Here is a 20,565-nt window from a genome sequence, read left to right on the forward strand (position 1 = left end):
TCGAAGCTCAGGGACGAACTGCTCAACGGAGAAATCTTCTACACGCTCAAGGAAGCGAAGATCATCATCGAGGGCTGGCGGCGACACTACAACACCGTGCGTCCGCACTCGTCACTGAACTACAAGCCACCGGCACCTGAAGCCACCGTGTGGCCGCGCGTCAGAACGGCCCAGCTTCAACGCCAGCAGTGGCGGTCAAACCCAGCATGCACTAACATTAAACCCGGATCACCCGATGGGGGCAGACCAGCTCCTTCGAGGTGGCGGCTTCTTACGATCTGGTGAAGGGATTTGCTGTTGGCCGCACCATCTTCGGCGAGGTGGCGCGCTCCTGGTTAACCGGCGAGATCGAGGACGAAACTGCCGTGGCGGAGATGGCACGACGCTACACCCGGCTTTGCGAGATTTGGGACGCGGCGCGCAAAGCTGCAAAGGAGAATTGATATGACGACGATCCGGTTGACGGCCGCGCAGGCCATGGTTCGCTGGCTTTCGGTGCAGATGACCGAAGAAGGCGATCGTTTCATCGAGGGGATGTGGGCCATCTTTGGTCACGGCAATGTCGCCGGTCTTGGCGAGGCGCTGCAAGGTATCGGCAAAGCGTTGCCGACCTGGCGGGGGCAAAACGAGCAGACCATGGCCCATGCTGCAATCGCCTATGCAAAGGCAAGCAAGCGCAAGCGTGCCCAGGCGGTTACCTCATCTATTGGTCCCGGCGCCACCAACATGGTGACGGCGGCGGCCCTGGCCCATGTCAACCGCCTGCCGGTTCTTTTCATCCCCGGCGATGTCTTCGCCAATCGCCGTCCGGATCCTGTGCTCCAGCAAATCGAGGATTTCGAGGATGGAACGGTCTCAGCAAACGACTGCTTCCGGCCCGTCAGTCGCTATTTTGACCGGATCATGCGACCGGAGCAGTTGCTGAGCGCGCTGCCGCGGGCACTGCGCGTCATGACCGATCCTGCTATCTGTGGGCCGGTCACGCTTGCCTTTTGCCAGGACGTGCAAGCCGAAGCCTATGATTGGCCGGAGAACTTCTTCGAACCGACCGTGTGGACAATCCGCCGACCCGAGCCGGATGCTCGAGAACTCGAGAGGGTTGTAGATATCATTAGGTCTGCGAAAAACCCGGTGATCGTCTGCGGTGGCGGTGTGATCTATTCGGAGGCCGAAGGGGTGCTGGGTGAATTTGCAACGCGCCATGGCATTCCCGTCGTCGAGACGCAGGCCGGTAAGTCGGCGTTGGCGCAGGCACATCCGATGAACTTCGGTGCGGCAGGTGTCGATGGATCCGCCGCCGCCAATGCACTTTGCGAAAGTGCGGATGTTGTCATTGGTGTCGGTACCCGTTTCCAAGATTTTACCACCGGTTCCTGGTCCCTGTTCCGGCAACCGGGTCGTAGACTCCTCTCAATCAATGTACAGGCCTATGATGCCGGCAAGCATGGTGCTGTCGGGCTCGTTGCAGATGCTCGCGTCACACTGGGAAAACTTTCCGCATCGCTCCAGGACTATAAGGCTTCGGCATTCGACTCGAAGTCTCGTGTCGAATGGTTGGCTCGTGTCGATGCCCATTGTGCTGCTCCTGGTGAAAAACCGGAAGGCTATCGACCGACGGATGCGCAGGTCATCGGGGCCGTTCAGCGCATATCCACCGAGAAGACCATAGCGATGTGCGCCGCCGGCACTATGCCTGGCGCTCTAAAATTGCTCTGGCAACCAGCCCAAGGTGGGTACCACATGGAATACGGCTATTCTTGCATGGGTTACGAAGTGGCCGGGGCGATGGGCATCAAGCTTGCTCTGCCCGAAAAGGAAGTCATCTGCTTCGTCGGCGATGGTTCCTACATGATGGCCAACGCCGAGCTTGCAACTGCAGTCATGCGGCGCGTGCCGTTCACGGTCGTCCTCACCGACAACCGCGGCTATGGCTGCATCAATCGTTTGCAGATCGGCTGCGGCGGGGAAGAGTTCAACAACATGTACAAGGACTGCAATATCGAAGAGCAGCCGGAGATCGACTTCGTCTCCCATGCAGCTTCGATGGGAGCTCATGCCGAGCGCGCCACGGGTATTGCCGATCTGGAGCTCAAGATTGTCGCTGCGCGCGCCCGCAACCAACCAACGGTCATCGTCATCGACACCGACGCTACGCATGGTCCCGGAGAAGCAGGAGGCGGCCATTGGTGGGACGTCACAGTTCCAGAGATCGGTCGGACCGACAAAATCGCGGATGCCCGGTCGCGCTATGTCGAGAACCAGGCGCGACAGAACCTCCTCAACTGAGATTGCTTATAGCCCCGCTGCGGTCTGCGGCTGCGGCGAGTTCAATGAGGGAAGAAACCCTATGTCCGATCTGCTACGCAAACCCTTTGGAACTCATGGCAAGATCCATGAGATTACCCCTCAATCGGCCGGCTGGCGCTATGTTGGGCTTTCGCTTTATCGGCTGCGCGAAGGCGACAAAGTCGGTGAAGCGACCGGCACGAATGAAGTGATCCTTGTGGTGGTTGAGGGCAAGGTCGCGTTCGAAGCTGCCGGGAAGGACTGGGGCATCCTGGGGGAACGAATGAACGTCTTCGAAAAAGCGCCGCCACATTGCCTATACGTGCCGAATGGCGAAAACTGGGAAGCTTTGGCCGTGACCGACTGCACCATCGCCGTCTGCGCGGCACCCGGCAAAAGTGGCTACGAAGCTCGCCGCATTGGGCCCCACGGCATCACACTTACCGAGCGCGGCAAAGGTACCAACACGCGCTACATCAACAATATTGCTATGGAGAATGACGATTATTGCGACAGCCTTTTGGTCACGGAAGTATTCACGCCGGCGGGGCATTGGTCGAGCTACCCGTCCCACCGTCACGACGAAGATGATTTCCCTCGGATCACTTATCTGGAAGAAACCTACTACCACCGCCTGAATCCGGCCGATGGATTTGGCATCCAGCGGGTTTATACGGATGATGGCCTACTGAACGAAACCATGGCGGTCAGGGACGGTGACGTCGTTCTGGTGCCGCGCGGTCACCACCCCTGCGGTGCGCCTTATGGCTTCGAGATGTACTATCTCAATGTGATGGCCGGTCCGCTGCGCAAATGGCGCTTTGTTGCCGATCCTTCGGTAAAGTGGATCATGGAGCGTGACAGCAAAGAGTGAGAACCGCAAATTTGGAATGTGAGGGGATATGCATTGGCCACCATGATGCCAGGCGGTCCAGCGGAAAAGTCATGCGAGACTCGGGCTGGGTGATGCGTTTGTGGAGCGTCTGAAGAAGCTTGGCACTACGTTCCAGGCCGCCGTTCTCGCGCAGCGCATAGCCGTTGATCAAGGCCTTCAACGCGTCGCGATTGTCCCCACCCGCTGTCACATCTCCGGCAGGCCGGCCTTTCGGAAGCCGTCGACAAAGTGGTCTCGTACAGATGCATCGCGCAGCGGCTGGGAGCTGAGCCAGTGGCCGATCGTGAAATGAGGGTGGGCGATCAGGAACAATTCTGCTTCTCGCCGCGCCTCCTCACGGTGGCCCAATTGCGCAAGCGTAGCAGCCAGGAATTTGCGTGAGTTGGTACGATACGTGTCTTCCCTGCGGAGTGTAGCGGTTGCCGCCTCATAGTCACGCGCGGCGTATTGCGCCTGCCCAAGATGACAAAGATACCAGCAGGTTGGATAGGGATTGAGCCGTAGAGCTTTTTCGATCTGCGCTAGTCCGTCGGCAACCCTGCCGTCCAGCACGGATATGTCCGACATGGCGGCCCAGGTGTCGGCGTGGTTGGGGTCCAGCTCCAGGGCCTTGGCGAAGGCGGTCTCCGATTCCTCCCATCGCCGCTCATAAGCCAAAATGGTCCCCAGAACGTAACGGCAGCCGGCATCGTTGGGATCTAGTTTGACCGCCTTCTGCGCGAACGTCGCCGCCATCCGACGGTTAGGATCTTCGGGCTCGCCGAAATGAGTCCAGGCAAGCCAACGGTTATACGCGAGCAGACCGAGCGCCTCGGCATATGATGGCTCGAGCTTAACCGCGCGTTGGAGCAGCATATAGGCCTCACGCTCAGTTTGCGGCGACTCTTCCGTCAGGCGGCGGGCGCGTACACACAGATCGTACGCCTCAAAGTTCTTCGGCCGATTGCGCTGCTTCGGGATGGTCAGCCGGCCGACGAGGGCTTCAACAATCTTGGCGTTAACTTCATCCTGTAATTCGAAAACATCTTCCATCGTCCTGTCAAACCGGTCGGCCCACAAGTGCTGGCCACCAAGTGCGTCGATCAATTGGGCATTGATGCGGACACGGCCCATTGCGCGTCTGGCGCTCCCCTCCAGGACGTAGCGGACGCCGAGTTCCTGGGCGACCAGCCGTATGTCGACCGGCTTGCCCTTGTAGCCGTACACGGAATTGCGCGCGATGACGAACAGGCCAGCCGTACGGGAAAGGTCGGTGATCAGGTCTTCGGTCAAGCCGTCGACGAAAGGCGCGTCCGCTTCATCCCCACTCATATTCGTGAACGGCAATACAGCGATCGAGGGACATTCGGGCAGCGGCAACATGCTCTGCAGCGCATCCGGCCAATGCCACACGTGGACCGGGCGGGTCAGGTTCTTTAGGTAGCGTTCGCCTGCATCAAAGAACCGGTCGCCGATCTTGCCGACGATCTCGCCGTGAACTTTGGCTGAAATGCAGATACCTCCCGGTGCGGCCTGCGTCTCGAGGCGCGCCGCGACATTGACGCCGTCGCCGAGGACGTCTGAACCGTCGTCAATGACATCTCCCAGATTGACGCCGACACGCAAAAGCAGGCGCCGGTCTCCGGAAGCCTCAACAGCAGTGGTGGCCCGTTGCATTTCCAACGCTGCTGCGACCGCATCCACCGCGCTACCGAATTCGATTAAGAATCCGTCGCCCATGACCTTGAAGATGCGACCGTTGTGACGCATCACAGCCGGCTCGATAACGCCAGAACGGAGTTCCCTGAGGCTCGCCAGCGTGGCGGCTTCATCAGCCTCCATCAGGCGTGAATATCCCACCACATCGGCAACGACGATGGCGGCAAGGCGACGTTGAAGAGATCGATCCGTCATGTGAGGACAAGCCTAACGACCGAATTAGCAAGTTATTGTTCAACCGCGGGTGAGTCAACAAGTGGTAAGAGGTAATGTCCAGGCGATCTCTACCTCCGTCGAGCCGTCATCCTTCTTTGTAACCGACGGCGTCGAGGTGGACGACTCGGAAATGAGTATCCACGGAAAGCGGGCGGTTCTTGAACGTCTGATGACGGGCGGCGAGCGGGGGCTGCGGCGGAAGTGCCCAGTTCTGTTCGCGAAATGTCGTTCCGGGGGAGACCCGAACTGCAACTGCGCTAAGTCTGCATGTCTGGCTAACTCTCCAGATACGGCCAGTCTCCTTCCGGCCCCCTTCCGATTGAGACGCCACGATTTTTGGACAATACTGCCTCCGGACACGATTTGCGGTCATCCAATCGACACGCCAAGACCGCCTCTTTCCCTGGTCGTGACTCCAATCTCCGCAGGCCATCGCTATCGGGCGAGGGACCACCTCAGAGCGTGTCGATCAATCCTGCGGACATCCGCATGCCCCTCTCGCTCCATCCTCGCGCAAGCTATCTGGGTGACTTTGGGTGGTTACCCAACATGCCGTTAACTCCTTGTTAACCATTCCCTCGCTACAGCCATGCAACGCAAAATTAACAAAGTTGAATGATGTGTTAACCCAACCTCGCCCAATCCGTCTTAAGGGACGATCGTTCCTCGCACTTGCCTTGAACCCCGAGATGCCGGTCGATGATTGGCTGGTCCAGCTGGATAATCTCGCGGCCCGATCGGCTGGTTTCTTCCTTCGGAAACCAATCGTACTCGACTTGACTAACCTCGACATCGGGCAAGACGAGCTTCGAGATCTCGTGGCCAAGCTTGCCACGAGAAAAGTCCGCATCATGGGCATCGAGGGCGCGAAAGCTTCTTTGCTTACTCCCGATCTGCCGCCCGCGTTGACCGACGGGAAAGGTACTTCCGACGTCGAAATACCCGCCGTCGAAGAGTCCTCTGCCCAGGCGGCAGCGGCAAATCTTGCACTTACGGTCTCCGCACCACCACGCGCTAATTCATCCGTGGTCGTAAGCCAGCCTATTCGCTCGGGCCAGTCGCTTCACCATGCGGAAGGGGATGTCACTATCGTTGGTTCGGTGGCGTCTGGCTCCGAGGTGGTCGCGGGCGGCTCTATCCATATCTATGGGGCCTTAAGGGGCCGCGCCATGGCGGGGACTATGGGCAATTCCACGGCACGAATCTTTTGCAGGAAGTTGGAGGCGGAGCTAATCGCGATTGATGGCTTCTATCTGACGGCCGAGGATCTTGAGCCAAGTTTGCGCGGGAAAGCAGTTCAGATCTGGCTTGAGGGCGAAACCATAAAAGTGGCCGCGGTGATCTAAATCGATGAGTTTGGAAAAAAATGGAGATGATATGGGCAAGGTCATAGTCGTTACGTCTGGCAAAGGCGGCGTCGGCAAAACGACGTCCACGGCCGCGTTGGGTGCCGCGCTCGCGCAGAACGGCGCGAAGGTCGTGGTTGTGGATTTCGACGTCGGCCTACGCAATCTCGATCTCGTCATGGGTGCGGAACGGCGTGTCGTGTACGATCTGGTGAACGTCATCCAGGGTGAAGCGAAACTCACGCAGGCCCTGATCCGAGACAAGCGCGTGGAAACACTGTTCCTACTTCCGGCGTCACAGACCCGCGACAAGGACAATTTGACGCCCGAGGGCGTGGAGAAAGTCATCACGGCACTCAAGAATGCTTTTGACTGGGTGATCTGCGACAGTCCGGCGGGCATCGAACGCGGAGCAACGTTAGCCATGCGCCACGCGGATGTGGCCATCGTCGTCACCAATCCGGAGGTTTCTTCGGTTCGTGACTCGGATCGCATCATCGGCCTGTTGGATTCGAAGACGTTGAAGGCGGAGAATGGCGAGACGATGGAGAAACACCTCCTTCTGACCCGTTACGATTCCGCGCGCGCCGAACGAGGGGATATGCTGAAGGTCGATGACGTGCTGGAAATCCTTTCGATCCCGCTTCTTGGGATTATTCCGGAGAGCATGGACGTGCTGCGGGCATCTAACGTGGGCTCTCCCGTCACCTTGGCTGACGGTCGTAGCGCTCCGGCAATCGCGTACTTCGAGGCTGCCCGTCGACTCAACGGCGAGGCGTTGCCGGTCGTTATCCCCGGAGACAAGCGAGGCTTGTTTGGGAAAATTTTCGGTAGGAGAGCTGCATGAATCTCCTCCGAATGTTTTCCCGGCAGCAATCCGGAGCGGCCGCGCGCGAGCGACTTCAAGTCCTTCTGGCGCATGACCGCGCCTCCACGGGCGATTCCGAACTCGTAACAAAGTTGCGCGACGAAATACTCCGCGCGATTTCCAAGCATATGGAAGTCGACGCCGATAAGGTCAGCGTGAAATTAGAACGGGGCATCCCGGTGTCCACACTTTTCGTCGACGTCGAAATCCCCCATGATGCGGAAAGGAAGGCGGCCTAAGAGCCGCCTTCACAACGACAAATTCCTGCTGGCCCTACGTCTTCAAAAGCCTGTCCACGATTGCCGGGATAAGGTGGCGCGGGCCAGGCCCGTCAGGGCAGCGATGTATGCGTCCATCACAATTCTCCTCCCGGAACGAGTGTGGCGTGCCCAGGAAGATGACGAGGCCGCGCGCAGGCAAGCTTCCTGCGCGGCGGGTTCGTCGTCCGTAGGTCTACCCTGCCAGGGGTGGGCCTACCCAGCCTCCGCGCTCAGCAGCTCCTGTTGCGCATCGTCAAGGATCGACAGCGGAACAGCTCCCGACTGCAGGAGCGTCCTTGCCCGGTTGAAAGCCAGTATCCTCTGCGCGAGGACGGCCTGAGCCGACCCCACGGCGGCGCGGGCCACGCTTACATCCGCCTGTTGTTCCGTGTCGTTGAGCCGCGCAAGGATGTCGCCGGCTCTGACATGCGATCCCACCTCCGCCTTTCTCTCAAGCACTCGGCCGCTAACCCGAAAGGAGCGTTCGGTCTGGACCGGCGCCTTGACCTCGCCGGTGATTTCCGCATGCGGTTTTCGGTCGTCGCGCGTGTCACCTAACAACGTCTAACAATGCATAACGTGCGGTTCCGGCCAAGCCGAAGTATCTCATTGGGCAAGCACCGAGGTGCAGACGCTCAATCAGCAACTAAGGGAAATTCGCTATGACCTCCAAGGTTCTCTTTACTGGAAAGACACACAACACCAACGGCCGCGACGGCGGTACGCGCAGCAGCGACGGTCAATTGGACCTCAAGCTCAAGCAGCCGCATCCCGCTGCGGAACACCTCTTCGGCGCCGCCTGGTCAGCCTGCTACATGGGCGCGATAGAGCTTGCCGCAACGGAGCGGCAGATCAAGCTGCCGGCCGGAACATCGGTCGATGCAGAGATCGATTTGAACTCCAATGAGGGCAATTACTTTCTCAGCGCTCGGCTCAATGTCAGCGTACCCGGCATCGATCCTGTCGTTGCGCGCGAATTGCTCGACGCCGCGCACACCATCTGCCCGTACTCCAAGGCGACGCACGGCCACGTCAATGTTGCGACAAACCTCATCTGAACGATTCCCGTCGGGGCCGCCTGTCCAGGCAGACCCGACCATCCAATCGCACGCGAGAGGCTTAAGTCTCACGGCGTATTTTAAAGGAACGGAACAATGACAACGAAGCTTGCAGGTAAGGTAGCAGTCATCACAGGCGGCAGCGCCGGCATCGGGCTTGGCGTCGCAAAGCGCTTCGTGGAGGAAGGCGCACAGGTTTTCATTACCGGTCGTCGCCAGTCGGAACTCGACAAGGCCGTCGAGGAGATTGGAGAACACGCTACGGCAATTCAGGCCGATGCCTCCAAACTCGCCGATATCGACCGGATCTACGAGGTCGTAAAGGCAAAGGCCGGTCGTATCGATATCCTCCTTGCAAATGCTGGCATGTATGAATTCGGGCCACTCGGCGAGATCACCGAAGAGCACTTCGACAAAACCTTCAATACGAATGTTCGCGGTGTTCTCTTTACGGTGCAGAAGGCGCTTCCGCTGCTATCGGCAGGCTCCTCGGTGATCCTGACGGGGTCGGTTGCATCCATAAAGGGCCTGCCGGCCTTTTCCGTCTATAACGCGACCAAAGCGGCGGTCCGTTCGTTTGCCCGTAGCTGGATTGTCGATCTGAAGGGACGTGCGATCCGAATTAACGTGCTGAGCCCTGGCAACACACAAACGCCAGGCCTTTCAGGTCTTGTCGACAAGAGCGTACGCGATGCGATGAAGGAGAACGTGCCGCTAGGCCGCTTGGGCACGCCGGACGATCTCGCCAAGGCCGCCGTCTTCCTGGCTTCCGACGACAGCAGCTATGTTACCGGCATCGAGCTCTTCGTCGACGGCGGGCTAGCCCAAATTTAATCGAGGCGGCGGGTGTACCACCCGACACATTCGCCGCGACGCCACCAGGGAAAAGGATGAACGCAAGATCACTTCTTTCCGAGGCGGACCCGATCGGCGCCCTTGGTGTAGACCTCAGCCTGCTGCGTCGTTGACCACCGAACTGAGCCATCAGTTCGTGCGTCGTTGCGCCGCCGTTTGCAGCGAGGGTAGCTGGCAGCTTGCGGATGCCGTGGGCAGTTGAGTGCGTAAGCAGCGGCCTAGACATTCACAATATTATGGATGGCGATTTGATCCACCTTAATATTATTAATCATGAATATATCGAAGTGTATGCGTCGGGTTTTTCTAGTTGCGTGCGCGAAATCTCTCGACTAATTTAGATTAACAAACAATTAACAACTCTTGGGAGGTCAGACTAAGAAAGGGATTGCGCTCACCTGGCGTGAGCAAAGCAACACAGTACCGACGATGATTAAAATCGTCGCTAAATACATTTTAAATACTAAATTTGAGTTTGCCTTATCAGATGGCATTTGGGGGGAATTATGACTGATACCGTTTTCAATATGTCCGGCAGCATCGCTTCGCAAGCGACGCTGTCAAAAGCCTATGACGCCTGGCTGACCGGGGAGGTCCTCTCCCTATCGGAAAACTTGGCCTTTGATGCCCACAAGGACGGCATGGCCGTCAATGAAGCCGTCGCTCTGCGTTCGGCCATCGAGGCTGGTTCGTTTACCCTCGGCGACGTCTTTACCGCCGCGCAGTCCAAGACTGGCGCTATCGCCGACATTGCCGGCACGCCTGCCCCAAAGGTGACGGTGACTTATCTTGTCGATGGGGTTTCCAAGACGCACACTTTCAACCTCGCCGATTTCATGAGCGGCCAGGCAACCTCGACCTGGAAAGACTCCGGCAAGAACGGGCAGTACCACAGCCGCGAATATCTGACCGACGTCAACCACGATTTGCCTGCGGATTACGACGCGAATTGGGATAATCCGCCGCCGCCCAATCTGGCGCCTGTGGCTTCTGACTTCGATTTCGGCAGCCTTTCCGAGACAGCCGCCAACCCGGATGGCAGCAAGGCCAGCGGTGACTTTGTTTCCGTCGTCGATCTGGACGATCTGGTGACGGACGACCACGATCAGGGCGCACTGACCTTCGCAATCGACTCGCTACCCGCCGGCGTCACCTATGACGCGGACACCCATCAGATCTCCGTGGATCGCAATTCTTCCGCCTTTGATCACCTCAAGCTGGGTGAAACCGAGAGCTTTGAAATAGCGTATACTGCCACGGACAGCGGCGGCCTGTCGGATACGGGTAAGCTCAGTTTCTCGATCGTCGGCACCGCTGATCTGTATCATGAGGAAGACACCTTCAGCTTTGCCAAAACCGATTCATCCGAGCAGGGTCGGGGTTTCACCGAGAACTTTGCCATCGAGGAGGGGTCGAACTACAGCGGCACCGTTACGATCTGGGGTTCTGCCGATCTGAATGCAAAAAATGAAAGCCTGACGGTTACCGTCGAAGGCGGCACCGGTTGGAATACAGTTGGCGCCGATTCGAACTCCAGCGGCACTGAACAACTGACTGGCTACTCGCATGATATTGCCGTCAATAGCGTCGCTTTCACCGATGGCAACGTTGTGATCAGCGGCGAATTTTCCCAGCAGGTCGCCAACGGATCGACGATCAATGTCGAGCTCAACTACGCCTACTGGGCGTGACCTGAAAACAGCAAAGGACCAGGACGCCTTCGAACCGTGACAAACTCTCAAGTCCTCGCGCGGGTGACCACGGATGTACTGGCAGCGGCGGGAGACGACAGCCGATTTCAGACGGGACAGGGGCAGCTTGGCGAAAGGCATATTGCCGATCGTTCCCTCAGACCTTCGATCCGCACTCGAACGTCTGAGCGTGGCCATCTCTCACGCCTGGGGGATGGCCTGCGGCTCTTTGGGCCTCTCGAAGCGTACCGGATATCTCCAATCGGGTAATCTTGCCTCCCGCGTGTGGTCTGCCAACGGTGAGGGGGGCGATTGAAATAGCGAAATGAAAACAATGACGCATTTTAGGGGGGGCTCTTAAGCCTTTGATCTCGGCCAAGACTACGACAACCTCCGGGCCCACCATTTTTGTTCATCGTCACATCAACCCGTGACTGTCGTCGCGCAAGTCTGGATTCGCCCTCGCACAAGTCTGGCCTCGAGAAATCCGACCGACCTCAGAACCAAAGGCAATGCTGATCTAAAATCGGTAATTCGGCAGACGCGGTCGTTCCAACTGCCGAGTGACCGATGCCAGACGCACCGCCTTATAAGTGCCAAGATCAGATCGTCAATCTACGGTTGTTCTATTTAGTTTTATTTGTATTTTTACGTGTATTCTGCATTTCCCGGTATTGTTTCCCGGTTTCGAACCAATAGCGCATAGGTTAAATATCGATGTTGCTTTGCACTCAATAGGTGCGTTTCGCTTTTTTCACTAAAATAACGGTTGCTTGAATTACGTTTCGATTAACTACGGCGCTTTACCCCCGTTTAGAGTTTCGCCCCTACTGTCCGCCCCCTGAGGGAATACATCGGCTCCAGATCATGCAGGTTGTGGAGACAGGGGGATCACAGTGCGCCTATTGAAGAAGCTGTTTGCCGACCGGACGGGCAATTTTGCCATCATGGGGGCCATCGCCATCGTTCCTATTCTTGGCTGTGCCGGCATGGCGGTGGATTTCAGCCGCGCCATGGAACTCAAATCACGTTTGCAGAATGCCGCCGATGCCGCGGTGCTTGGATCGATCGCGGAAAAATCTGCAGGCGTCGCGCAGGCAGTCGGCATGACCTCGGATGGGCCTGTGCCGCTCAGCGAGGCGGAGGCGGTAGCGCTTTTCAATGCCCAAGCCGAAGCCAAAAAAAGCGCGCTGCAGGAAGCGGGTATCGAGAAGGAAAAGGTCGAGGCCGAGGATATGAAGCTCGATCTCGTTCAGGCAAAGGTCACCAAGAACGGCAAGGATATCAACGCCCAGCTGACCTATCAGGCAACGTTGAAAACATCCTTCCTGCGCATCATCGGCAAGCAGAGCATCACGGTTGCCGGGTCTGCCAAAGCGGTGTTCCAATCGCAGTCCTTCATGGATTTCTACATGCTGCTCGACAACACGCCGTCCATGGGGGTGGCCGCGACACCCGCTGATGTCGACAAGATGATACTGGCAACGAAGAGTGTCGCGGATTCCGGTTCCAGGAATTGCGCATTTGCCTGCCATATTGTCTCGGAAAAAGGCGTCATAGATACGACCAGCAATTATTTCGTCGCCAAGGCGAAAGGCGTCGCCATCCGGATCGACGTTGTCGCGAAGGCCGTCAAGGCTCTGACGGATGAGGCTGAACGCCAGCAGAGCTACTCCAATCAATTCCGCATGGCCGCCTATACATTCGGGGAAACGGCACAGGACGTGAAGCTGCTCAAGGTGGCGGACCTGTCGGCCGATCTTTCCAAGGTGAGAACCGGCACTCAGAACATCAAGCTGATGAGCATTCCCTATCAGGGATACAACAACGACCAGCAGACGAGCTTCGACAGTGCGTTGACGAAAATCAGTGCGGAAATCAGCGCGCCGGGCAACGGGACGACGTCGGCCAATCCTGAGAAAGTCGTGTTCTTCGTTTCCGACGGTGTGGGCGACAGCAACAAGCCGAAGACCTGCACGAAGAAGCTTACCGGTACACGCTGTCAGGAGCCGATCGACATTACCTATTGTCAGGCCTTGAAGGACCGCGGCATCAAGATAGCCGTCCTCTATACGACCTATCTGCCGCTGCCGAACAACAATTGGTACAATAGCTGGATCAAACCCTTCCAGTCTGAAATCGGGACGCGGATGCAGGCCTGTGCATCCCCGGGCTTCTATTTCGAGGTGAGCCCGACGGAAGGGATCGAGACGGCGATGAAGACGCTGTTCAACAAGGTCGTGCGGACGCCGCGGTTGACCGGCTGAGCCGTAGCAGCGATCCGCAGCATTAACGAACGGCCATGCATCCTTTGGGGACAGCATGGCCGTTCTGCATTCCATCGCCGTTTTCCAACGCCGTTCCTCAGCGTTTTTGCAGTGCAGCATTGTGACACTCTGTACAATTGGCCTCAGGCGCAGTATGAGGGCGCGCATGTATTGGCTGGCGACGTGCCGGCCGCGGGGACTGCGCTTACCCTCATCCATCGAGGAGCGCACGACATCCGAATTCCGAAAGATAAACATATGGTAGAGTTAGACGGCATCGCTCCGGCGATCGCTCAGGCATTGAGCAAGCGCGGTTATTCCGAGTTGACGCCGGTTCAGAAGGCTGTTTTGGGCCCTGAACTCGAAGGCAGGGACGCGCTGGTCTCGGCGCAGACCGGATCGGGAAAGACCGTCGCCTTCGGCCTGGCGCTCGCTTCCACCCTGCTCGACGGCAAGGACCGTTTCGGCCAGGCAGGCGCGCCGCTGGCGCTCGCCGTCGCTCCGACCCGCGAACTGGCACTGCAGGTCAAGCGCGAGCTGGAATGGCTCTATGAACTGACCGGCGCAACGGTTGCCTCCTGTGTTGGCGGCATGGACATGCGCAGCGAACGGCGCGCGCTCGATCGCGGCGCCCATATCGTTGTCGGAACGCCCGGCCGTCTCTGCGACCATATCCGCCGCAGCGGTCTCGACATGTCGGCGCTGAAGGCCGTCGTTCTCGACGAAGCCGACGAGATGCTCGACCTCGGTTTCCGCGAAGACCTCGAATTCATTCTTGAGGCAGCGCCGTCCGAACGCCGCACCCTGATGTTTTCGGCGACCGTGCCGCGCTCGATCGCCAATCTGGCAAAAAGCTACCAGCGCGATGCCGTCCGCATCACCACGCAGGCCGAGCAGAAGCAGCATCTCGACATCGAATACCGGGCGCTGACGGTTGCGCCGTCCGACCGCGAAAACGCGATTATCAATGTACTGCGCTTTTACGAGGCGAAGAACGCGCTGGTGTTCTGCTCGACGCGTGCTGCCGTCAATCATCTGACCGCGCGCTTCAACAATCGTGGCTTTTCGGTCGTCGCCATGTCCGGCGAACTCAGCCAGAACGAGCGCACCCATGCGCTGCAGGCGATGCGCGATGGACGCGCCCGCGTCTGCATCGCCACCGACGTTGCCGCGCGCGGCATCGATCTGCCGGGCCTCGAGCTGGTTATCCACGCCGATCTGCCGACCAATCCCGACACGCTGCTGCACCGGAGCGGGCGCACCGGCCGTGCTGGGCGCAAGGGCGTCAGTGCGTTGATCGTCCCCAACAGCGCGCGCCGCAAGGCCGAGCGCCTGCTGCGCGACGCAAACATCAACGCCGACTGGGGCCGGCCGCCATCGGCCGACGAGGTGAGCCGCCGCGACGACGAGCGGGTTCTGGCCGACCCGGCGCTCACCGAAGCGATTACGCCGGACGAGGCCGATTTCATCCGCGAACTCTTGGAAAAGCACGGTGCCGAACAGGTGGCTGCGGCTTTCCTCAGGCAGGCGCGCGCCGGGCGTTCGGCGCCGGAAGATCTGATGGATACCCCGTCCTACACCCCGTCGGGTGATCGTCCCGACCGTGGCGACCGCCCGGAACGCGGCGAACCGAGGGCCCCACGTGGCGATTTCGGCGACAGTGTCTGGTTCTCGCTTTCGGCCGGCCGCAAGCAGAATGTCGAGCCGCGCTGGCTGATCCCGATGCTGTGCCGCATCGGCCGCATCACCAAGCAGGAAATCGGCGCGATCAAGATGCAGACCGAAGAGACCTATGTCGAGATCGCTCGCGGCTGGGTGGATCGTTTCGTCGAGGCAATCGGGCCGAAGCGGGCGCTCGAAAAGGGCATTGTCGTGACGCAGCTCGACGGCATGCCGGATCTGTCCGGCGGCTCGCGCGGCGGGTTTGCCGGCAAGAAGCCTTACCCGGCAAAGCAGGCCGACTGGAAGGGCGAAGGCAAGCCGAAGCGCAAGTTCGACGGCAAGCCCGATGCCGCAAGTGCCGATCATCGCCCGGCTGAAAAGACCGACAGCAAGCCTTGGACGAAGAAGGCCGGCAAGCCCGGCTTCGACAAGCCGAAGTTCGATAAGCCGAAATTCGACAAGCCGAAGTTTGACAAGTCCGGAACGGAAGGCGCCAAGCGCAAGCCGTTCAAGAACAAGTCGAACTGAGGCTTGGCGGCTGGGTATATTTCAAATCCAGCTCCGATCTGCTGCATAATTCCTTAAATCGGCAGCAGATTTAAAGTGCTACAGCGACCTTCACCCTAACCTTCTCCCCGCATGCAGGGAGAGGGTGCCCGACAGGGCGGATGAGGGTGGCCGCCCGGCATCGGAATTGCCACTCCTGCCTAGCCGCGACTATTCTTTCAATTGCCAAGCCGCTCGATCTGACCCACAAGCACTGAAGCCAGCCGCGTACTCGCGCCACAGGCAATGACCATCTGCGGCAGGATCATCCATTCGAGTGTCCACGCAGCCCCCGACCGTTCCTGTTCGTGCACCATCGACTGATGGATGCCGGAAAGCTGGACGGCATTGAAGCGGGCGAGGGACACGAGGGCTTCAGCAGCGACCGGATTCTGCTTGTGCGGCATGGCCGAGGATGCGCCGCCGCCGGAAAGTTCGATTTCGGCACCGGCCTGGGCAAGCAGGGCAATGTCCTGGCCGAATTTTCCAAGGCTGCCCGATATCAGCGACAGGATGTGGGCGAGGTCGGCGACCGTTGTGCGCTGGCTTTGCCATTGTGGATGATCGGCGAGACCGAGATATTCGGCAAGGGACGCGCGCACGGCGCTGGCCTTGCCGCCCAGCTTTTCGAGAGTGCCTGCTGCGCCTCCGAATTGCACTGGAAAAGACACGACGTCCATGCGCTCCAGACGGTCCTGGTAGCTGGCGAGCGGTGCACTCCACGCGGTGACGCGATCCGAAACCCGGATGGCGATGGCAGCCTGCATACGCGTTTGCGCCATCAACGCGTTTGAACCCCATTTCCGGTCGATCTGCTCGAAAGCGGAGAGAAGGCCGCTCAAACGGCCGCACAGGAGCCGGCAAACCGATGTCAGGCGCAGCATCAGGCTGGTGTCGATGACATCCTGGCTGGTGGCACCGAAATGCAGCTTTTCGGCAGCATCTCCACCGATCGCCTTGCGCAACTGGCGGACAAGGCCGGGGACGACCACGCCGTCCGTTGCCGTCGCGCGCCGCAGGGCCAGAACATCGGGCAGAAAGTTACTGCAGACGTCGGCGATGCGTGTTGCAGCCGCCTCCGCGACGACGCCATGCGTCGCTTGTGCCTTCGCCAGTGCTGCCTCGAACGACAGCATGGCGCGGATATCCGCTTCCGCCGAGAAGAAGGCGGCAATTTCCTCGTCGCCCAACAGGCCCGAGAGAAACGGATGATCGAAGACGGAGGCGGTCATGTCTGTCTGGGCCTATATATCGAGGAACACGGTTTCCTTCTCACCCTGCAAATGGATATCGAAAGTATAGACCAATCCGTCGCGCTGCGCGACCAGTGTCGCGACGCGGTGGCGGTGCTCGATGCGGGCAAGCAGCGGGTCTTCGCTGTTGGCTTTCGCCTCGTCGGCAAAATACATGCGGGTGTGCAGGCCGATATTGATGCCGCGGGCGACGATCCAGAAGGTGATGTGCGGCGCCATTTTCCGCCCGTCCTTGAAGGGCGCACGTCCGGGCTTGATGGTCTCAAACGTGAAGATGCCGTCGTCGGCGCCGGTTGGGCAGCGGCCCCAGCCGGTAAAATTGGGGTCGGCGGTGCCGCGCAGTTCCGAAGGGCTATTGTAGAGGCCGGCCGCATCCGCTTGCCAGATTTCGACGAGCGCGTCCTTCAAGGGGACGCCGGCGCCGTCGATCACCCGGCCTTTGATGGTGATGCGTTCGCCGAGCGTCTTGTCGTTGACCATCGAGGTGCCGAGGTCGGTGTCGTAGACGCCGGTAATGCCGGCGAAGTTCGGCGTGCAGCCGATATGGACGTAAGGGCCGGCGGTCTGCGACGGGGATTCCTTCAGGTAGCCGAGATCCTGGACCATCAGTTGCCCTCCATCCGGTTTTCAAACAGCGTCGAGCGGCGGCCGCGCAACACAATATCGAACTTGTAGGCGCGGGCATCCATGGGGATGGTATTGGCCCAATCGAGCGGTGCGATCAGCTGTTCGATAGCGCTTTTGTCGGGAATGGTCGTGGCAATCGGACATTTCCAGATCATCGGATCGCCTTCGAAATACATCTGGGTGATCAGCCGCTGGGCGAAACCATGGCCGAAGATCGAGAAATGGATATGGGCCGGGCGCCAGTCGTTGACGCCGTTCGGCCAGGGGTAGGGGCCGGGCTTGACGGTGCGGAAGCGATAGGCGCCGTCCTCATCGGTGATGGTTCGGCCGCAACCGCCGAAATTCGGATCGAGCGGTGCAAGATAGCTTTCTTTTTTGTGGCGGTAGCGTCCGCCGGCATTGGCCTGCCAGAATTCCAGCAGCGCGCCGGGAACCGGCCGCCCGCGTTCGTCGAGTACGCGGCCATGGACGATGATGCGTTCGCCGATGGCGCTTTCGCCCGGTTTGGCGAAGTTATGGATGAGGTCATTGTCGAGCTCGCCGAGCAGGGAATGGCCGAAGACCGGGCCGGTGATCTCGGAAAGCGTGCCGTCGAGCGACAGCAGCGCCTTTTGCGGCGAGCGTAGCACCGAGGTCTTGTAGCCGGGCGTCAGGGCCGGGGCGTGCCAGGCGCGGTCACGCTGGAAGAAGGCGCCGGTCTCGGGTTTTCTGTTGGAAAGATCAGACATGTCGTTCTGCCTCACGCCGCCTTTTCGGCGTCCATCTGTTCGAAAACCTGTTTGGCGATCTTGATCGCGCGGTTGGCGGCGGGGACGCCGGCATAGATTGCCACATGCAACAGCGCTTCGCCGATATCCTCGCGGCTGGCGCCGGTATTGGCGGTGGCACGCACATGCATCGCCAATTCCTCGTCATGGCCAAGGGCGGCAAGCAGGGCGATGGTGACCATCGAACGCTCGCGTTTCGTCCAGGCCGGCCGTGACCAGAGGTTGCCCCATGCGGCTTCGGTGATCAACTCCTGAAACGGCTGGTCGAAATCGGTGGTCGCCGATTGCGCCCGATCGACATGCTGGTCGCCCAGCACGGCCCGGCGGGTGATCAGGCCCTGACGGTAACGTTCGGTGGAAACTGCGGCGTCACTCATGGGCTTTTTCTCCAGACAGGACGATATCGATAAAGGCGCGCAGCACGGCGGTCAGCGCCTCCGGTTGCTCGACGCACGGGATATGGCCGGCATCGCGGATGACTTCGTAGCGGGCGTCGGGGATGAGCCTGGCCATAGACAGGACGACATCCGGCGGCGTCGAGCCGTCCTGATCGCCGACGATGCAGATCGTTGGGACGGCGATGCGCTTGGCCGCTTCGGTAAAATCGGCATCGCGGATCGCAGCGCAGGTGCCGGCATAACCGGTCACCGGTTGGCGGATGAGCATGTTGCGATAGCCGTGATAGGCGTTGTTTTCCGGCCTTCGGAAGGCGGGGGTGAACCAGCGTTCGAGAATGCCGTCGGTAATGCCGGCTATGCCATTCTCTTCGATCGCGGCGATGCGGGTGTCCCACAAGTCTGCCGTGCCGATCTTGGGGGCGGTGTCGCAGAGGGCGAGTGCCCGCACCAGATCCGGCCGTGCGGCATAAAGGCCCTGCGCGATCAGGCCGCCGACCGAAAGACCGCAGATGACTGCCTGCTTGACCGACAACAGATCGAGAAGGCCGGCGAGATCGGCGACATGCAGGTCCATCGAATAGGGCATGTCTCCGACATCGGAGAGGCCATGGCCGCGCTTGTCATAGAGAACCATGGCGAAATCGCCGGCGAACCTGACGATGACGTCGCGCCAGATGCGGAAATCGGTGCCGAGCGAATTGGCAAAGACCAGCACCGGCTTGTCGTTGGCAGCACCAATGACCTGGTAATGAATGGTGATGTCGTTGATACGGGCAAACTGCACTGGAATTCTCCTCAAAACCAGATTGGAACTTTAATCTGGTTCGGTAAAATGACATTTTATTGCCTATCATTAACTCATGAGTTATGAATTGCCATGATCGACGCTCGTGTGAAATTCCGCCATTTACAGACCTTTGTCGAGGTTGCCCGCCAGAAGAGCGTGATGAAGGCGGCCGGCCTTTTGCATGTCAGCCAGCCGGCGGTGACCAAGACCATCCGCGAACTGGAAGAGGTTCTGGGGGTTTCCGTCTTCGAGCGCGACGGCCGCGGGATCAAGATCACCCGCTACGGCGAGGCTTTCCTGCGGCATGCGGGGGCGGCGCTGACGGCACTGCGGCAAGGGCTCGATTCCGTATCGCAGGAGCGGTCCGGCGACGGGCCGCCGGTCAGGGTCGGCGCGCTTCCCACCGTTTCGACACGGATCATGCCGCGGGCCATGGTGAATTTCCTGAAGGAGGAAACCGGCAGCCGGATCAAGATCGTCACCGGCGAGAATGCGGTGCTTCTGGAGCAATTGCGGGTCGGCGATCTCGATCTGGTCGTCGGAAGATTGGCAGCGCCCGAGCAGATGACGGGGTTTTCCTTCGAGCATCTCTATTCCGAGCAGGTCGTTTTCGTGGTGCGGGCAGGGCACCCGCTGCTTTCGGCAAAACAGTCGGTATTCGACAATCTCGGCGTCTATCCCGTGCTGATGCCGACGCGCGCCTCGATCATCCGGCCCTTCGTCGAACGTTTTCTGATTGCCAACGGTATTGCCAGCCTGCCGAACCAGATCGAAACCGTCTCGGATTCTTTCGGGCGGGCCTTTGTGCGGGCGAGCGATGCCATCTGGATCATTTCAACCGGTGTAGTGGCCGGCGATATCGAGGACGGTACGCTCGCGGTGTTGCCGATCGATACCAGCGAGACGAAAGGCCCCGTGGGCCTGACCATGCGTGCCAACGCCATTCCCTCTCTACCTCTGGCCATGCTGATGCAGACGATACGGGAGGCGGCCGCCGAGGTTTCTCCGATGTCCGCGAACAGTGCAGGACGGCCATAGTGTAGCACCGCTGTCGTCAACTGAGGCTTGGTGGCTTACTGTACGAA

General features: G+C 59.4%; 18 protein-coding genes and 2 pseudogenes. 14 read left to right on the plus strand and 6 right to left on the minus strand.

All coding sequences use genetic code 11. The features are described 5' to 3' along the window. The 4 genes and pseudogenes from AC1D17_RS04710 to iolB all read left to right on the plus strand — a co-directional run. Positions 1-215: pseudogene (locus AC1D17_RS04710) on the plus strand (integrase core domain-containing protein); the annotation flags it as partial. A 33-nt stretch (positions 216-248) separates the two neighbouring features. Then, positions 249-443 (plus strand): annotated as a pseudogene (locus AC1D17_RS04715) (2-deoxy-5-keto-D-gluconate 6-phosphate aldolase domain-containing protein); the annotation flags it as partial. Between the two features lies 1 nt (position 444). Then, the gene (gene iolD, locus AC1D17_RS04720) at positions 445-2,286 is read left to right on the plus strand and encodes a 3D-(3,5/4)-trihydroxycyclohexane-1,2-dione acylhydrolase (decyclizing) (protein ID WP_477564271.1); all 1,842 of its coding nucleotides are present in this window, start codon (positions 445-447) and stop codon (positions 2,284-2,286) included. Between the two features lie 61 nt (positions 2,287-2,347). Then, a complete protein-coding gene (iolB, locus tag AC1D17_RS04725) occupies positions 2,348-3,160 on the plus strand; it encodes a 5-deoxy-glucuronate isomerase (protein WP_477564272.1) in 813 nt (270 codons plus the stop codon). A 207-nt stretch (positions 3,161-3,367) separates the two neighbouring features. On the opposite strand, the gene AC1D17_RS04730 is transcribed toward iolB, so the two are convergent. Further along, positions 3,368-5,074, minus strand: a complete 1,707-nt coding sequence (locus AC1D17_RS04730) for an adenylate/guanylate cyclase domain-containing protein (RefSeq protein WP_477564273.1) — start codon at positions 5,072-5,074, stop codon at positions 3,368-3,370. 632 nt (positions 5,075-5,706) lie between these two features. On the opposite strand from AC1D17_RS04730, the gene minC reads away from it, so the two are divergent. From minC to AC1D17_RS04775, 9 genes are all read left to right on the plus strand, one after another. Next, on the plus strand, positions 5,707-6,441 hold the full coding sequence (gene minC / locus AC1D17_RS04735; RefSeq protein WP_477564494.1) for a septum site-determining protein MinC: 735 nt from the start codon (positions 5,707-5,709) through the stop codon (positions 6,439-6,441). 31 nt (positions 6,442-6,472) lie between these two features. Further along, the gene (gene minD / locus AC1D17_RS04740; RefSeq protein ID WP_112839848.1) at positions 6,473-7,288 is read left to right on the plus strand and encodes a septum site-determining protein MinD; all 816 of its coding nucleotides are present in this window, start codon (positions 6,473-6,475) and stop codon (positions 7,286-7,288) included. Next, positions 7,285-7,548, plus strand: coding sequence for a cell division topological specificity factor MinE (gene minE / locus AC1D17_RS04745; RefSeq protein ID WP_056331628.1), 264 nt, complete (start codon positions 7,285-7,287; stop codon positions 7,546-7,548). Before minD ends, minE begins: the two co-directional genes overlap by 4 nt. Positions 7,549-7,812: 264 nt before the next feature. Continuing rightward, the gene (locus AC1D17_RS04750; protein ID WP_477564274.1) at positions 7,813-8,127 is read left to right on the plus strand and encodes a hypothetical protein; all 315 of its coding nucleotides are present in this window, start codon (positions 7,813-7,815) and stop codon (positions 8,125-8,127) included. 104 nt (positions 8,128-8,231) lie between these two features. Further along, positions 8,232-8,627 (plus strand): Ohr family peroxiredoxin, encoded by a 396-nt coding sequence (locus AC1D17_RS04755; protein WP_477564275.1) that lies wholly within the window; start codon positions 8,232-8,234, stop codon positions 8,625-8,627. A 96-nt stretch (positions 8,628-8,723) separates the two neighbouring features. Continuing rightward, on the plus strand, positions 8,724-9,461 hold the full coding sequence (locus tag AC1D17_RS04760; RefSeq protein WP_477564276.1) for an SDR family NAD(P)-dependent oxidoreductase: 738 nt from the start codon (positions 8,724-8,726) through the stop codon (positions 9,459-9,461). 527 nt (positions 9,462-9,988) lie between these two features. Next, entirely contained in the window at positions 9,989-11,173 is a 1,185-nt protein-coding gene (locus tag AC1D17_RS04765) for a hypothetical protein (RefSeq protein WP_477564277.1), read from the plus strand. 905 nt (positions 11,174-12,078) lie between these two features. Further along, positions 12,079-13,440, plus strand: a complete 1,362-nt coding sequence (locus AC1D17_RS04770) for a TadE/TadG family type IV pilus assembly protein (protein WP_477564495.1) — start codon at positions 12,079-12,081, stop codon at positions 13,438-13,440. A 258-nt stretch (positions 13,441-13,698) separates the two neighbouring features. Continuing rightward, positions 13,699-15,630 (plus strand): DEAD/DEAH box helicase, encoded by a 1,932-nt coding sequence (locus tag AC1D17_RS04775; RefSeq protein ID WP_477564278.1) that lies wholly within the window; start codon positions 13,699-13,701, stop codon positions 15,628-15,630. 197 nt (positions 15,631-15,827) lie between these two features. Here the strand turns inward: AC1D17_RS04775 and AC1D17_RS04780 are convergent, their stop codons facing one another. Genes AC1D17_RS04780 through pcaD form a run of 5 tightly spaced genes read right to left on the minus strand, consistent with a single transcriptional unit; the run spans position 15,828 to position 19,477 of the window. Then, entirely contained in the window at positions 15,828-16,880 is a 1,053-nt protein-coding gene (locus AC1D17_RS04780; protein WP_477564279.1) for a 3-carboxy-cis,cis-muconate cycloisomerase, read from the minus strand. A 12-nt stretch (positions 16,881-16,892) separates the two neighbouring features. After that, positions 16,893-17,507, minus strand: coding sequence for a protocatechuate 3,4-dioxygenase subunit alpha (gene pcaG, locus AC1D17_RS04785; protein WP_477564280.1), 615 nt, complete (start codon positions 17,505-17,507; stop codon positions 16,893-16,895). Then, entirely contained in the window at positions 17,507-18,256 is a 750-nt protein-coding gene (gene pcaH, locus AC1D17_RS04790) for a protocatechuate 3,4-dioxygenase subunit beta (RefSeq protein ID WP_477564281.1), read from the minus strand. The genes pcaG and pcaH overlap by 1 nt, the downstream gene beginning before the upstream one ends. 11 nt (positions 18,257-18,267) lie before the next feature. Then, a complete protein-coding gene (gene pcaC / locus AC1D17_RS04795) occupies positions 18,268-18,672 on the minus strand; it encodes a 4-carboxymuconolactone decarboxylase (RefSeq protein ID WP_477564282.1) in 405 nt (134 codons plus the stop codon). After that, entirely contained in the window at positions 18,665-19,477 is an 813-nt protein-coding gene (pcaD, locus tag AC1D17_RS04800; protein ID WP_477564283.1) for a 3-oxoadipate enol-lactonase, read from the minus strand. Before pcaD ends, pcaC begins: the two co-directional genes overlap by 8 nt. A gap of 93 nt (positions 19,478-19,570) precedes the next feature. Here pcaD and pcaQ point away from each other — a divergent pair, with 93 nt between their 5' ends. Then, entirely contained in the window at positions 19,571-20,518 is a 948-nt protein-coding gene (gene pcaQ, locus AC1D17_RS04805) for a pca operon transcription factor PcaQ (protein WP_477564284.1), read from the plus strand. Positions 20,519-20,565: the final 47 nt, after the last annotated feature.

The organism is Pararhizobium sp. P1_E7, assembly GCF_056405855.1.

Coding starts and splice junctions, on each gene's coding strand:
- iolD (WP_477564271.1), top strand. CDS start 445: ATGACGACGATCCGGTTGACGGCCGCGCAGGCCATGGTTCGCTGGCTT.
- iolB (WP_477564272.1), top strand. CDS start 2,348: ATGTCCGATCTGCTACGCAAACCCTTTGGAACTCATGGCAAGATCCAT.
- AC1D17_RS04730 (WP_477564273.1), bottom strand. CDS start 5,074: ATGACGGATCGATCTCTTCAACGTCGCCTTGCCGCCATCGTCGTTGCC.
- minD (WP_112839848.1), top strand. CDS start 6,473: ATGGGCAAGGTCATAGTCGTTACGTCTGGCAAAGGCGGCGTCGGCAAA.
- minE (WP_056331628.1), top strand. CDS start 7,285: ATGAATCTCCTCCGAATGTTTTCCCGGCAGCAATCCGGAGCGGCCGCG.
- AC1D17_RS04755 (WP_477564275.1), top strand. CDS start 8,232: ATGACCTCCAAGGTTCTCTTTACTGGAAAGACACACAACACCAACGGC.
- AC1D17_RS04760 (WP_477564276.1), top strand. CDS start 8,724: ATGACAACGAAGCTTGCAGGTAAGGTAGCAGTCATCACAGGCGGCAGC.
- AC1D17_RS04765 (WP_477564277.1), top strand. CDS start 9,989: ATGACTGATACCGTTTTCAATATGTCCGGCAGCATCGCTTCGCAAGCG.
- AC1D17_RS04775 (WP_477564278.1), top strand. CDS start 13,699: ATGGTAGAGTTAGACGGCATCGCTCCGGCGATCGCTCAGGCATTGAGC.
- AC1D17_RS04780 (WP_477564279.1), bottom strand. CDS start 16,880: ATGACCGCCTCCGTCTTCGATCATCCGTTTCTCTCGGGCCTGTTGGGC.
- pcaG (WP_477564280.1), bottom strand. CDS start 17,507: ATGGTCCAGGATCTCGGCTACCTGAAGGAATCCCCGTCGCAGACCGCC.
- pcaH (WP_477564281.1), bottom strand. CDS start 18,256: ATGTCTGATCTTTCCAACAGAAAACCCGAGACCGGCGCCTTCTTCCAG.
- pcaC (WP_477564282.1), bottom strand. CDS start 18,672: ATGAGTGACGCCGCAGTTTCCACCGAACGTTACCGTCAGGGCCTGATC.
- pcaQ (WP_477564284.1), top strand. CDS start 19,571: ATGATCGACGCTCGTGTGAAATTCCGCCATTTACAGACCTTTGTCGAG.